We start from the raw sequence: 12,965 nt of genomic DNA on the forward strand, positions 1-12,965 counted from the left end.
TCGGTATTCGCCGATCCGGTAAAAAACTCGGAGTGCGTCGCATAACGAATGCATTCCCGGTGCGGAGCGCCGGCGCAAATGATCCTTTGCGGCCGGCGGTATTTATCGTTCTGTTCGAGAGGCAATAATGACGACACGGAAGTCCTTGAAAGACGGTTTCGCGCTATTCGGAACGACCTTGAGCGTACCGCTCGCCGCCGCAGCGGCCGCGGCGCTGCTCGTCACGGGGTGCGGCGGCGACGACGGGCCGAGCCCGAGCGCATCGGCCGCCACCGCGGCCGCGACGACCAGCGGCAGCACGTCGGCCGCCACCGACGCAACGACCGCCGCCGCGGCCGACCAGCCGTACGTCGACACCGACGTGTACGGCACCGGGCCGAACGACGCGGTCACGGATTCGACGGAAGGCGCCGCGGTCGTGCACCGCCAGGTCACGATCGGCGGCAAGACGATCAAGTACACGGCCACCACCGGCCACCTGACGACGATCGATCCGGTCACGTCGGCGCCGAACGCGAAGATGTTCTACGTCGCGTACACGCAGGACAATCCGGACCCGTCGAAGCCGCGTCCGGTCACGTTCTTCTACAACGGCGGCCCCGGTTCGTCGTCGGTCTACCTGCTGCTCGGCTCGTACGGGCCGAAGCGCCTGCAGTCGTCGTTCCCGAACTTCACGCCGCCGGCGCCGTACAAGCTGCTCGACAACCCGGACAGCCTGCTCGACCGCACCGACCTCGTGTTCATCAACCCGGTCGGCACTGGTTATTCGACCGCGATCGCACCGGCGAAGAACAAGGACTTCTGGGGCACCGACCAGGACGCGCGCTCGATCGACCGCTTCATTCAGCGCTACCTGACCAAGTACTCGCGCTGGAATTCGCCGAAGTTCCTGTACGGCGAGTCGTACGGCACCGCGCGCAGCGCGGTCGTGTCGTGGGTGCTGCACGAGGACGGCATCGACCTGAACGGGATCACGCTGCAGTCGTCGATCCTCGACTATGCGAACGCGCTGTCCGCGCCGGGCACGTTCCCGACGCTCGCGGCCGACGCGTTCTACTGGAAGAAGACGACGCTCAACCCGACGCCGACCGATCTCGACGCGTACATGGTCCAGGCCCGCAACTACGCGGACAACACGCTCGCGCCGCTCGCGCAGAAGCCGAACCCGCAGGACGGCGGCTTCGTGAACGTGCGGCTGAACCTGAAGCTCGCGACCGCGCAGCAGATGGGCGCGTACATCGGCACGGACCCGACGTCGCTGATCCAGACCTTCGGCAACCCGGCCGCGCTCGGCAACGTGCCGTCGTCGGATGACAACCCGCCGTACACGTTCTTCCTGACGCTGGTGCCGGGCACGCAGATCGGCCAGTACGATGGTCGCGCGAACTTCACGGGCAAGGGCATCGCGCCGTACATCCTGCCGAACTCGGGCAGCAACGATCCGTCGATCACGAACGTCGGCGGCGCGTACACGGTGCTGTGGAACAGCTACATCAACACCGACCTCAAGTACACGTCGACGTCGTCGTTCGTGGACCTGAACGACCAGGTCTTCAACAACTGGGACTTCAGTCACATCGACCCGACCGGCGCGAACAAGGGCGGCGGCAATACGCTGTACACGGCCGGCGACCTGGCGTCGACGATGAGCGTGAACCCGGACCTGAAGGTGCTGTCGGCGAACGGCTATTTCGACGCCGTCACGCCGTTCCACCAGACGGAGCTGACGCTCGCGCAGATGCCGCTCGATCCGACGCTCAAGGCGCAGAACCTGACGATCAAGAACTACCCGTCGGGCCACATGATCTACCTGAACGACGCGTCGCGGACCGCGCTGAAGGGCGATCTCGCCAGCTTCTACGACGGTATCCTCGCGAACCGCACCGCGCTGCAACGCGTGCTGAAACTGCAGGCGCGCACGCAGCAGATGAAGCAGCAGAAACTGCGGCAGCAGGGGCAGTAAGCGTGGCGGGCGGCGGGCGATGCCCGCCGCGACGCGACGAACAAGTGCACTCGCGCAATGCGGGCCGGTGCTTCAGGTCGCGTGCGTTGGTGACGTCGCTGTTGTTCCGGATGCCCCGAGAGTCGTGGACTCCCGGGGCATTGGCTTTTGTGTCGGAGCAGCGTGCGTCGCCTCGGAAGTCGCGGATGACGGCGCACTTAATCCTCAAAATGGGGATTTATATCCTTCTATTGAGGATTAAGTGAAAAATCCTCATAATGAGGACAGTCATCCCCGACTCAAGGATTTTTGTGGGCGTCGCCGACTTTCTCCTCACACCCGGCATGCAACGTGTGCTGGGTGCCACGCTGCTAGAACCCGACCGCTGCTTTACGCTGCAGGAATTGCTGCGTCTGGCAAGCAGTGGACACGGCAGCGCTCAAAAGCAGATAGACCGGCTGATCGAGGCCGGCGTACTCAAGGAAGACGCGCGCCGAGGCCGGCAGCGGAGCATCCGCGCCAATACGGACTTCGTCCTCTATCCGGAACTCGTCGAGATTGCGCGAAAGACGTTCGCTGTCGCAGAGCCGTTGAAGGAAGCCTTGTCGCCTTTTGCCGGGCATATTTCCACGGCCTTCGTGTTTGGCTCGGTGGCCAAGGGTACCGACAGCAGCCGAAGCGACATCGACCTGATCGTCATCGGCGACGCCCAGCTTCTCGAGTTGGCCGAAGCCTTGCACGCCGCCGAGCATGATCTGCAGCGTCCCATCAACTTCTCGTTGTACGAACCTGCCGAATGGGCCGCGCTGGTCGATAGCGATCCCGTCATCGCGCAGATCGCCCAGGGACCGACTTTGAGGATTTTGTGATGTCACGTCCGACCGAATACGAAAACCTTATCAAGACGAGAGCCTTCGATGCGGTTGCGCCGACATCCGGGGCAATCGCGGGCTTCCTGCGCAATGCGGAGGATTACAAGGCCACTGCCGACGAACTGGATCCCGCCCGGCATTTGCAGGTATTTACCTTGGCCTACGAAGGCTACTTCCAGGTCGTACAGGCTGTTCTGGAGTTCTACGAGGTGAGGACCAAAGATGCCGGCCGCAACCTGGCTATCCAGCGCGTCTCCACCTCGTTGGGTGTGAGCGCCCCGGAATTCGCTTTCATCACGAAGGCACACGAGCGACGCAACGGCACGTCGTACGTTTCGCCGTTTCCGCCGGTGTCGAAAGCCGAGGCCGCCACCATGCTGGGCATCCTGGCGAAATACTTGCCTGTTGCACGTGCCCTGACCGGTATGTCGTGAAACCCGCTTGGTCGTCCGTCAAGACAGGCGACAGGTGGTTTGGGGGCACGCACTGAGGCGGCGTATTTCGGCAGGCGTGAGAGGCCGCTTACGCCAGCACGAGCCGCACGCCGACCGCGACCAGGGTCGACGCGAGCAGATTGCGCAGCAGCCGCTCGGGCGCGCGCGCCGACAGCAGGCTGCCGATCACGATGCCGGGCAGCGAACCGAGCAGCAGCGACAGCAGCATCGACCAGTCGACCGAGCCGAGCAGCCAGTGGCCCATGCCCGCGACCAGCGTGAGCGGCACCGCATGCGCGATGTCGGAACCGACGATGCGGGTCGTGGCGAGCAGCGGATACAGCAGCAGAAGCACGGTGACGCCGATCGCGCCGGCGCCGACCGACGTCATCGACACGAGCACGCCGAGCACGGCGCCCGTCAGCACGGTCGACCACAGCGTGCGCGCGGGGCTCGGCGCGAGCGGGTTGCGGGCGGCGAACGCGGTCAGTTGAGGGCGGAAGATCAGCGCGAGCGACGTGAGCAGCAGTGCGACGCCCAGTACGAGCTGGATCATCCGCGCGGTGCCCGGCGTGTTCATCCCGTGCGTATGCAGCCACCACAGCGTGAGCGCCGCGGCCGGCACGCTGCCCGCGGCGAGCCGGCTCGTGATGCGCCAGTCGATCGAGCCTTTCAGGCCGTGGACGAGCGTACCGGTGGCCTTGGTCGCGGCTGCGTACAGCAGGTCGGTACCGACCGCCGTCGCGGGGTGGACGCCGAACAGCAGCACGAGAATCGGCGTCATCAACGAACCGCCGCCGACACCCGTGAGGCCAACGAGAACGCCGACGAACAGGCCGGACAGCGAGTACAGCAGATCGATATGGGGAAGCGACATCGGAGCAGGCGGTTATGCGGCGTTCGGCGGCGGCGCGCGGCCGCGGCGCGCGCATCAAAGTCCGCCATTGTCGCAAAAGTGACGCGTCAACGTACGACTGCGTTAAAAATCGGCCGGGGAGGCGCGCACGGCGGCGGCCGGCGGGACGTGAAACGGGCGTTTGAGCAGGGGCGCGGCCGACGGTGATGATCGGCCTGAAAGCGATGACGAATCGGGCTTAAACGGCGCACGTCCGACGCGCATAAAAAAGAGGCGCGACAACGCGTGCCCTGCTCCGATCGGTTCTCGGTTCTCGGCTTCCGGCTTCCGGTTCCCCCGCCGACGGTCAGTGCATCGCAGGGCCGGTGCCTTCGATCGCGCGGGGCGGCCGGATGCGCAGCGCCAAACCGGTCAGCGCGGCCACGGCGGCAAACGCCGCGCCGAACGCGAAGGCCGCGTGGTAGCCACCGTTCAGCGCGTCGAGCGGCGTGGCTTGCGCCGCCGCGAGCGCGTCGGTGCGGGCCCCGGCGAGGCTCGCGAGGATCGCCAGCCCGAGCGCGCCGCCCATCATGAACGACGTGTTGACGATGCCCGATGCGAGCCCGGAATCGGCTGGGTCGACGTCGTTCATCGCGGCGAGCAGCACCGGGTTGAACGCGACGCCCGCGCCGATGCCGAGCAGCGTCATGCCGGGCAGCACGTGCCACACGAAACCGCCGTCGACCGGTGCGCGCGAGAACAGCGCGAGGCCGCACGCCGCGAGCAGCAGGCCGGCGGCAATCGGGCCGCGGATGCCGAAACGCATCACGATGCGCGCCGACAGCCCGAGCGAGAACGCGGCCATGATCAAATTCGCCGGCAGGAACGCGAGGCCGACCTGCAGCGGCCCGTAGCCGAGCACGCGCTGCATGTACAGCGCGGACAGGAAGAACCACGCGAACATCGCGGCTGCCCACAGCACGGCGATCGCGTTCGCGAGCGCCACGTTGCGCGCGGCGAACAGCGTGAGCGGCATCAGCGGATGCGCGGCGCGCGACTCGATCGCGATGAACAGCCCGAGCAGCACGACGGCCGCGCCGATCAGCGCGATGGTCTGCGTCGACAGCCAGCCGGCCTCGTTGCCGCCGACGATCCCGTAGACGGCCAGCATCAGCGATGCGGTCACCGTGATCGCGCCGGTGACGTCGAGCCGCGCGGCGCCGGCCGGTGCACGCACGCGCGGCAGCAGCGCGACGCACATCGCATAGACGGCGACGCCGATCGGCAGGTTGACGAGGAAGATCCAGTGCCACGACAGCGAGCTCGTCAGCAGTCCGCCGAGCAGCACGCCGATGCTGCCGCCGCCCGCGCACACGAAGCCGTAGACGCCCATCGCACGCGCGCGTTCGCCGGGTTCCGTGAAGAGATTCATGATCAGCGACAGCGAGACGGCCGAAACGACCGCGCCGCCGAGCCCCTGCACCGCGCGCGCGGCGATCAGCATCGCCTGCGATTGCGCGAGGCCGCAGGCGAGCGACGCGAGCGTGAACACGACGAGGCCCGCGAGGAACATGCGCCGCTGGCCGTACAGGTCGCCGAGCCGGCCGCCGAGCAGCAGGCAGCCGCCGAACGTCAGCAGGTACGCGTTGACGACCCAGACGAGGGCCGTTTCGGTGAAGTGGAGGTCGGTACTGATCGACGGCAGCGCAACGTTCACGATCGTGCTGTCGAGCACGATCATCAGCACGCCGAGGCAGAGCACGATCAGCGCGTACCAGCGCTTCTCGCCGTGAATCCCGTGGGTCATGGGCTTGCAGCCTTCTGATCGTTATTTGAAGGATGCATTGTAGAGGTCACCGGCGCGGGCTTCCTGCCGGTTTGTGGCAGGAGCGTCGCGTAGTGGCGCGCGGCCCCGATGCGCGTTAGGAGCGCGCCGGCAGTTCGCAGCCGTCGGGGCCGCAGGCGGCCGCATCGCTGCCGTCGAGTGCGACGATGCCGTCGCGCCACGCCTGGTCGAGCGCCTGCGCGAACGCGTCGGCCGGCTGCGCGCCCGACACCGCGTAGCGGCCGCCGAACACGAACAGCGGCACGCCGCGCCCGCCGATCTGCGCGGCGCGCGCGATGTCGGCTTCGACTTCGTCGCGGTACGCATCGCTGTGCAGCACCGCTTCGACGGCCGCGCGCTCGAGCCCGGCTTCGACCGCGAATTCGGTCAGCGCGGCATGATCGAACAGCGAGCCGTGTTCGCAGAAGTACGCGCGATAGAGTCGCTCGGTCAGCGCGTGCGCGCGGCCCGTGGCTTCCGCGAGCTTCACGAGCCGGTGGCCGTCGAGCGTGTCGCCAACCAGCGTGCCGGGCAGGTCGTAGCGAAGCCCGACGCTCGCCGCTGCATCGGTCACCTGGCGCAGCATCTGGTCGACCTGCGCGGGCGACATCCGGTATTTGCCCGCCAGCATCGCCTCGACCGGCTCGACGGGCTGGCCGGGCATCAGCCGGTACGCGCGCAGCGCGACGTCGACGCGGTCGGCGTGCGCGAACGCGGCCAGCGCCTCGTCGAAGCGGCGCTTGCCGATCCAGCACCACGGGCAGATCAGGTCGGACCAGATTTCGACGGTCAGGGTCGGGCGGGCGGTCGGAGTGGGAGCGGTCGTCATGGGCGATACGGGGCGGCAAAAAAATGTAACTGCGACTATATCACTTTATGCTTCCAAGCTCCGTCGTCCGCAGGCCCGGGCGAATCCGGGGCACGCCCTCGCATCGCGAAGGCTCGACGCGGAATCGGCAGTCCGGTACCGGTGTCCGGAGCGTGCCGTCATCACGCCCGCCGCATCGCGCTCAGGCGTCGCCCTGCGTTTCCTTCAGGTGCTTCAGATGCTTGTAGACCGTCGCGCGCCCCATCCCGAGCACGTTCGCGACGTAGTTAGCCGCGCTCTTGCCGCGGAACGCGCCTTCCGCGTAGAGCGCCTCGACGAGTTCGCGCCGGTGCTCGCGCGTGAGCCCGTTCAGCCCGACCTGCTGCTCGCGCAGCCAGCCGTGCAGGAACGTGTTGATGCGCTCCTGCCAGTCGTCGCGGAACAGTTCGTCGGGTTGCGCGACGACGCCCGCGCCCTTGATGAACAGGTCGAGTGTCGCGCGCACCTCGTCGAACACCGCGATGTTGAAGTTGATGCACATCATCCCGGCTGGCCGGCCTTCGTCGTCGAACAGCACGTTGCTGACGCAGCGCATCCGCCGGCCGTCCCAGTTCAGCTTCTCGTACGGGCCGATCACGCGCTCGCGCGCCGAATGATCGATTTCCTCGAGCGCGGAATCGTCGCCGACCTCGCGCTTCGACAAGTTGTTCGCGAGATACAGCACGGTCTGGTCGTGCAGGTCGTGGATCACGACTTCCGCGTACGGGAAGAACAGTGCGGCGATACCGTCGGCGATCGGCGCATAGCGGGTGAGCAGCAGGTCTTTGACGGGAGATTTCTTCTTGCGCATCGGTGTCGCGATCTCGGGTGGGCGGGAGCCGGGCAGCGTGTCGGGCCGGCGCGCCGGCGCACCGTGGGGCGGCATGCCCGTGCGCCCGTGCGCGGCCGCCGCGGCGGTTGCGCCATTGTATCGGCCCCGCGTGCGCGTGCCGCTCATGCGTGCGTCAGATGCATGTACAGCGCGTGCGCGATCGCGATGTCCTCGAGCCCGAGGCCGATCGAGCGGAACAGCGCGTGACGCGTGCGCGACGGCGCCGCGCAGGTGCCGGCGACGAGCGCGGGCAGGTCGCCGACGATCCGGCCGGCATCCCAGCCGTGCTCGGCAGCCGCGATCTGCATCTCGCCGGCGCTCGCGGGCGTCGTGTGCCGGTAGTCGCAGTAGACGTCCATGTCCGGCAGCCACGCGGGCGGGATTTCGTGGGCACGTGCGACGTTCGTACTGATCGACGTGACGAGCGCGGGGCGCGTGAGCATCCCGTCGCCGAGCACGGGCGTGCCCGACGACGTGCACAGCATCACCACGTCCGCGTCGCGCACGCAGGCCTCGACGCTCGCCGCCGCGCGGGCGCGCGGGTCGAGCGCGGCGAGGCTCGCCTGCAGCGCCGCGTTGCCGGCCAGCGCGGGCGAGTACACGCGGATCGAGGCCCAGTCGCGCAGTGCCGCCGTGTGCTTCAGGTGTGCAAGGCCGACCGCGCCCGCGCCGACGATCGCGAGATGGCGCGCGTCGCGCGGCGCGAGGCAGTCGACCGCGAGCGCCGTCGTGCCGGCCGTGCGCTCGACGGTCAGCAGCCCGGCGTCGCACCACATCAGCGGCTGGCCGGTCTGCATCGACATCAATGCGGTCCATGCGGTGACGACAGGTTTGCCGCCTGTCACGACATACGGCGACAGCTTCGCGCCGAACACCTGCTCGTCGGCGAGTGCGCCGAGATACGTGATGAAGTCGCCGGCCTGGTCGGGAAACAGCGTGAGCGTCTGCGGCGGCTGCACCGCGCGCGCCGCGGCGAGCGATGCGAACATGCGGCGCAGCGTGCCGAGCACGTCGAGCGACGGCAGCGCCGCGCGCACCGCGGCTTCGTCCACGGTCAGCGGCAGGGTGGGGACGGTTTGCGTCATGGGGACATCTCCGGTTCGGGCTGGACGGAAAGTCTCGAAAGACGGCGTCCGGTGAGGTTGGTTGTGGAATAAAAGTCTAATATAGACAAACAAAACCGGTGAGATTTTTCTTTTCGAGACTTTAATTCTTTACGTAGCGTATGAAAAACACCGTGAAATCAATGATGTTATGAGTAGGTGGCGAAATTTTTGCGAGGAGCGGCGGCGTGACGTTCTCGTATCCCCTATAGTCTATAGTAGACTTTGAGTCTATATTTGGCGTGCAGAACTCGGCGCGTCGGCAAGCGGCGGCCGCCTGCCTCGAATGCCGACCGGCGCCCGACCGTGGGCGTCGTGCGACCGATCTTCATCGCCTCACTCCAGAACAGAAGGACCGTCATGAACTGGAAGCTTTCCCTCTGCGCCGCTGCGGCGCTCGCGTGCGTGGCCGTCACGGCCCATGCGGAACCGACCACGTTGCGCTTCGGGATCGAAGCCGCCTATCCGCCGTTCGAGAGCAAGACGCCGTCCGGTCAGCTGCAGGGTTTCGACGTCGACGTCGGCAACGCGGTGTGCGCGAAGCTGAACATGAAGTGCGTGTGGGTCGAGAATGCGTTCGACGGGCTGATCCCGGCGCTGCAGGCGCGCAAGTTCGACGCGATCAACTCGGCGATGAACATCACCGCGAAGCGCAAGCAGAGCATCGACTTCACGCCGCCGATCTACGTGGTGCCGATCGTGATGGTCGCGAAGCGCGGCTCGCCGCTGAAACCCGACGTCGCGAGCCTGCGCGGCAAGCACGTCGGCGTGCTGCAGGGTTCGTCGCAGGAGGATTTCCTGAAGGCGCACTGGGCCAATGCGGGCGTGGCCGTGGTGTCGTACCAGGATCAGGACCAGATCTACGCCGATCTCGTCGCGGGGCGTCTCGACGCGGCCGTGCAGGAAGCGCAGACCGCGCAGGACGGATTCCTCGACAAGCCGGCCGGCCGCGACTACCAGATCGTCGGCGAGCCGCTGAAGGATCCGGCGACGCTCGGCGAAGGCACCGGCTTCGGGCTACGCAAGAACGACAAGGCGCTGCAGGCGAAGATCGTCGGCGCGCTCGACGCGCTGAAGAAGGACGGCACGCTGAGCGCGCTGTCGCAGAAGTATTTCAAGCGCGACATCATCGCGAAGTAAGCGCCGTCGCGTGCCGGCCGCGGGGCCGGCGCACCGCGCATCCATCTCGACACAGGGCGGGGAAGCATGGATTTCGACGTCATCGTTCTGGGGGCCGGCATCGTCGGCGTGTCGTCGGCGCTGCATCTGCAGGATCGCGGGCTGCGCGTCGCGCTCGTCGACCGGCGCGCGCCCGGCGAGGAAACCAGCCACGGCAATGCCGGGTTGATCGAGCGCTCGTCGGTCGTGCCGTATGCGTTTCCGCGCCGGCTCGGCACGTTGCTGCGCTATGCGCGCAACCGCTCGGTCGATCTTTATTGGGACTACCGCGCGCTGCCCGCGTATGCGGGCTGGCTCGCGCGCTTCTGGCGCGAATCGTCGCCGCGGCGGCTCGCGGCCGCCGCGCGCGACCTGCTGCCGCTCGTCGCGGCGAGCGTCGTCGAGCACGATGCGCTGCTCGCGCGCACCGACGCGCAGCCGCTCGTGCACGACGGCGGCTGGATCGAGGCGTTCCGTTCGCCCGCGCTGTTCGATGCGGAAGCGCGCGCGCAGCAGCGGGTGGCCGCCGCGCACGGGCTGCGGATGACCGTGCTCGACGCGCATGCGCTGCGTGCGCGCGAGCCCGGTATCGGCGACGCGTTCTGCGGCGCGTTCCACTGGCAGGACCCGAAGACCGTGTCGAGCCCGGGCGGGCTGACCAAGGCCTATGCGCGGCTGTTCGAGCGCGACGGCGGCACGTTCGTGCGCGGCGACGCGACGACGCTCGTGCAGGTCGACGACGGCTGGCAGGTCCGGACCGAGCACGGGCCGATCTCGGCGCGCTCGGCCGTGGTCGCGCTGGGCCCGTGGTCCGATCAGGTGTTCGCGCCGCTCGGCTACCGGATTCCGCTGCGCGCGAAGCGCGGCTATCACATGCACTACCGGCCGACGCGCACGCCGCTGAACGTGCCCGTGTGCGATACCGAGGCAGGCTTCGTCGTCGCGCCGATGGAGGGCGGCCGCCTGCGGCTCACGACGGGCGTCGAGATCGCGCTGCCCGACGCGCCGCCGACCGGCGTGCAGCTCGCGCGCGCCGAACCGCTGGCGCGTGACGCGTTCGGCATCGGCGAGCGGCTCGACCCGGAGCCGTGGCTCGGGATGCGGCCGTGCACGCCCGACATGCGCCCGGTGATCGGGCCGGCGTCGCGGCACCGTCATCTGTGGTTCGCGTTCGGCCATTGCCATCACGGGCTCACGCTGGGGCCCGTGACCGGCCGCCTGCTCGCCGAAATGATGACGGGCGCGCCGACCTATATCGATCCTCATCCGTACCGGCCTGCCCGCTTCGGCTGACCCTGCGGCGCGCAGATGCGGTTTCAGCCGCCGGCACGCGCCGGCGGCAATGCGCTTGCTTCACAGTTTTTCATTCTGCTATCAGGACTATCGAAATCCACGCAATCGTAAATGATCTGCGTAATCGATAAGAAAGAAAATCGCGCGATAAAATAAAATCAGAAAATTCGCGATTTATCAATGCATTTTCATATTTCTGAAATGCGTAATGGGCAGTCCGCTATGGCGGTATGGGGTCTCATCGTGCTCGCGTGTTTCGACGTTACGCGGAATGTACCGGAACACGTTACTACGGGGCTCGCAAACGTTACGTTACATCCGCGTTCCGGCGGCCTTTTTCATCAGACGATTCGGGCTCCGCAATTCAGGAATTTCGCCAGAAATCGATTAAAAAGCGTTATTGCCGATCATTAGGCAGACGAATCAATCCCGTTTTTGGAATTGGCACGCTTCGTGCAGTCCGTCCCCATGCTTTATCAACGTAGTGCCAACCGAGATGGGGAAAATAACGATGGGACAGAATTTTAAATTGACGGGTGTGGCGCTGTCGGTCGCGACGGTGTTCGGGGTGCTGGCTTCGGGTTCCGCGATGGCGGGGGCGCTCGACTCGCTCCCGATCCCGCAGGTGATCGTCAATCCGCCGACGAACAGCGTGTCGGTCGGACTGGTCGCGACGGGCACGTCGCCGCTGGGCTCGGTCACCGTGACGGCGGGAGGGTCGGGCGCGATCCAGACATCGCTCGGCGAGCCGGGGCAAGTGCTGTCGGGCGCCGTGGGGGCGGTGACCGGCGCACTCGGTGGTAGCGGCGGCACGGTGCAGCCGCTCGGGGCGGTGCAGGGCGTGGTGAATCAGGTGACGGGTGCGCTCGGTGGGGGCAACCCGGCTGGTGCGTTGACGGGAGCGCTGAACACGGCGACGGGGACGCTGAGCAATGCGCTCGGCACGGCAACGGGCGCACCGGGCGGCATCGGTGGCGGCGCGAACCCGTTGGCGCCGATTCAGGGTGTGGTGAATCAGGTAACGGGTGCGCTGAGTGGCGGCAACCCGGCCGGCGCATTGACCGGTGCGCTGAATACGGCGACGGGGACGCTGAGCAACGCGCTCGGCACGGCAACGGGCGCACTGGGCGGTATTGGTGGTGGCTCGAACCCGCTGGCACCGGTGCAAGGCGTCGTGAATCAGGTAACGGGTGCGCCCGGTGGCGGTAACCCGGCAGGTGCGCTGAGCGGTGCCGTGGGTACGGTTACCGGCGCACTGGGCGGCATCGGCGGTGGCTCGAACCCGCTGGCGCCCGTACAAGGTGTCGTGAGTCAGGTAACAGGTGCGCTCGGTGGCGGCAATCCGGCAGGTGCGCTGAGCGGTGCCGTAGGTACGGTGACCGGCGCACTGGGCAATCTCGGCGGAGGTTCGAATCCGCTGGCAGCGGTTCAGGGTGTCGTGAACGGGCTCACGGGTACGATCGGCGGTGGCGATCCGGCCGGTGTACTCACCGGCGTCGTTGGTACGGTCACGGGGGCGCTGGGCAACCTCGGCAGCGGCTCGAACCCGCTGGCGCCGGTGCAAGGCGTAGTGAATGGCGTTACGGGCGCGCTTGGCGGCGGTAATCCGGCCGGTGCATTGACCGGCGCGCTCGGCACGGTGACGGGCGCACTGGGTGGCGTTGGCGGCGGTAATCCGGCCGGTGCATTGACCGGCGCGCTCGGCACGGTGACGGGCGCACTGGGTGGCGTTGGCGGCGGCAACCCCGCTGGCGCATTGACCGGCGCACTCGGCACGGTGACGGGTGCATTGGGCGGTGTTGGCGGCGGTAATCCGACCGGCGC

General features: G+C 67.3%; 10 protein-coding genes and 1 pseudogene. 6 read left to right on the forward strand and 5 right to left on the reverse strand.

Annotated elements, in window-relative coordinates; all coding sequences use genetic code 11:
* Positions 1-127 precede the first annotated feature (127 nt).
* The 3 genes from JMF86_RS03845 (at position 128) to JMF86_RS03855 (ending at position 3,248) form a co-directional block, all read left to right on the forward strand.
* A complete protein-coding gene (locus tag JMF86_RS03845; RefSeq protein WP_201316754.1) occupies positions 128-1,963 on the forward strand; it encodes a S10 family peptidase in 1,836 nt (611 codons plus the stop codon).
* 257 nt (positions 1,964-2,220) lie between these two features.
* On the forward strand, positions 2,221-2,811 hold the full coding sequence (locus JMF86_RS03850) for a nucleotidyltransferase domain-containing protein (RefSeq protein WP_006476758.1): 591 nt from the start codon (positions 2,221-2,223) through the stop codon (positions 2,809-2,811).
* The gene (locus tag JMF86_RS03855) at positions 2,811-3,248 is read left to right on the forward strand and encodes a hypothetical protein (RefSeq protein WP_012328012.1); all 438 of its coding nucleotides are present in this window, start codon (positions 2,811-2,813) and stop codon (positions 3,246-3,248) included. Before JMF86_RS03850 ends, JMF86_RS03855 begins: the two co-directional genes overlap by 1 nt.
* A gap of 88 nt (positions 3,249-3,336) precedes the next feature.
* Here the strand turns inward: JMF86_RS03855 and JMF86_RS03860 are convergent, their stop codons facing one another.
* The 5 genes from JMF86_RS03860 to JMF86_RS03880 form a co-directional block, all read right to left on the reverse strand.
* Entirely contained in the window at positions 3,337-4,125 is a 789-nt protein-coding gene (locus JMF86_RS03860) for a sulfite exporter TauE/SafE family protein (protein ID WP_012328013.1), read from the reverse strand.
* A 325-nt stretch (positions 4,126-4,450) separates the two neighbouring features.
* Positions 4,451-5,890, reverse strand: a complete 1,440-nt coding sequence (locus JMF86_RS03865; protein ID WP_201316755.1) for a DHA2 family efflux MFS transporter permease subunit — start codon at positions 5,888-5,890, stop codon at positions 4,451-4,453.
* Between the two features lie 115 nt (positions 5,891-6,005).
* On the reverse strand, positions 6,006-6,737 hold the full coding sequence (locus JMF86_RS03870) for a DsbA family oxidoreductase (protein ID WP_006476754.1): 732 nt from the start codon (positions 6,735-6,737) through the stop codon (positions 6,006-6,008).
* A gap of 181 nt (positions 6,738-6,918) precedes the next feature.
* Positions 6,919-7,713 carry a transcriptional regulator gene (locus JMF86_RS03875; RefSeq protein ID WP_201316756.1) on the reverse strand — a complete coding sequence of 265 codons (795 nt, stop codon included), beginning with the start codon at positions 7,711-7,713 and terminating at the stop codon, positions 6,919-6,921.
* The gene (locus JMF86_RS03880) at positions 7,710-8,672 is read right to left on the reverse strand and encodes an ornithine cyclodeaminase family protein (protein WP_201316757.1); all 963 of its coding nucleotides are present in this window, start codon (positions 8,670-8,672) and stop codon (positions 7,710-7,712) included. Before JMF86_RS03880 ends, JMF86_RS03875 begins: the two co-directional genes overlap by 4 nt.
* Positions 8,673-9,050: 378 nt before the next feature.
* Here JMF86_RS03880 and JMF86_RS03885 point away from each other — a divergent pair, with 378 nt between their 5' ends.
* The 3 genes and pseudogenes from JMF86_RS03885 to JMF86_RS03895 form a co-directional block, all read left to right on the forward strand.
* Positions 9,051-9,830: an ABC transporter substrate-binding protein gene (locus JMF86_RS03885; protein WP_006476751.1), complete on the forward strand. Its 780-nt coding sequence runs from the start codon at positions 9,051-9,053 to the stop codon at positions 9,828-9,830.
* 66 nt (positions 9,831-9,896) lie between these two features.
* Positions 9,897-11,141 carry an FAD-binding oxidoreductase gene (locus JMF86_RS03890; RefSeq protein WP_201316758.1) on the forward strand — a complete coding sequence of 415 codons (1,245 nt, stop codon included), beginning with the start codon at positions 9,897-9,899 and terminating at the stop codon, positions 11,139-11,141.
* 511 nt (positions 11,142-11,652) lie between these two features.
* A pseudogene (locus tag JMF86_RS03895) lies at positions 11,653-12,965 on the forward strand (hypothetical protein); the annotation flags it as partial.

Origin of the sequence: Burkholderia sp. E168m15, assembly GCF_016586105.1 — a bacterium.
Taxonomy (GTDB): domain Bacteria; phylum Pseudomonadota; class Gammaproteobacteria; order Burkholderiales; family Burkholderiaceae; genus Burkholderia; species Burkholderia orbicola.

What these genes read in the sequence shown, in the direction of transcription:
- JMF86_RS03845 (WP_201316754.1), top strand. Translation starts at nt 128, where the DNA reads ATGACGACACGGAAGTCCTTGAAAGACGGTTTCGCGCTATTCGGAACG.
- JMF86_RS03850 (WP_006476758.1), top strand. Translation starts at nt 2,221, where the DNA reads ATGAGGACAGTCATCCCCGACTCAAGGATTTTTGTGGGCGTCGCCGAC.
- JMF86_RS03855 (WP_012328012.1), top strand. Translation starts at nt 2,811, where the DNA reads ATGTCACGTCCGACCGAATACGAAAACCTTATCAAGACGAGAGCCTTC.
- JMF86_RS03860 (WP_012328013.1), bottom strand. Translation starts at nt 4,125, where the DNA reads ATGTCGCTTCCCCATATCGATCTGCTGTACTCGCTGTCCGGCCTGTTC.
- JMF86_RS03865 (WP_201316755.1), bottom strand. Translation starts at nt 5,890, where the DNA reads ATGACCCACGGGATTCACGGCGAGAAGCGCTGGTACGCGCTGATCGTG.
- JMF86_RS03870 (WP_006476754.1), bottom strand. Translation starts at nt 6,737, where the DNA reads ATGACGACCGCTCCCACTCCGACCGCCCGCCCGACCCTGACCGTCGAA.
- JMF86_RS03875 (WP_201316756.1), bottom strand. Translation starts at nt 7,713, where the DNA reads ATGAGCGGCACGCGCACGCGGGGCCGATACAATGGCGCAACCGCCGCG.
- JMF86_RS03880 (WP_201316757.1), bottom strand. Translation starts at nt 8,672, where the DNA reads ATGACGCAAACCGTCCCCACCCTGCCGCTGACCGTGGACGAAGCCGCG.
- JMF86_RS03885 (WP_006476751.1), top strand. Translation starts at nt 9,051, where the DNA reads ATGAACTGGAAGCTTTCCCTCTGCGCCGCTGCGGCGCTCGCGTGCGTG.
- JMF86_RS03890 (WP_201316758.1), top strand. Translation starts at nt 9,897, where the DNA reads ATGGATTTCGACGTCATCGTTCTGGGGGCCGGCATCGTCGGCGTGTCG.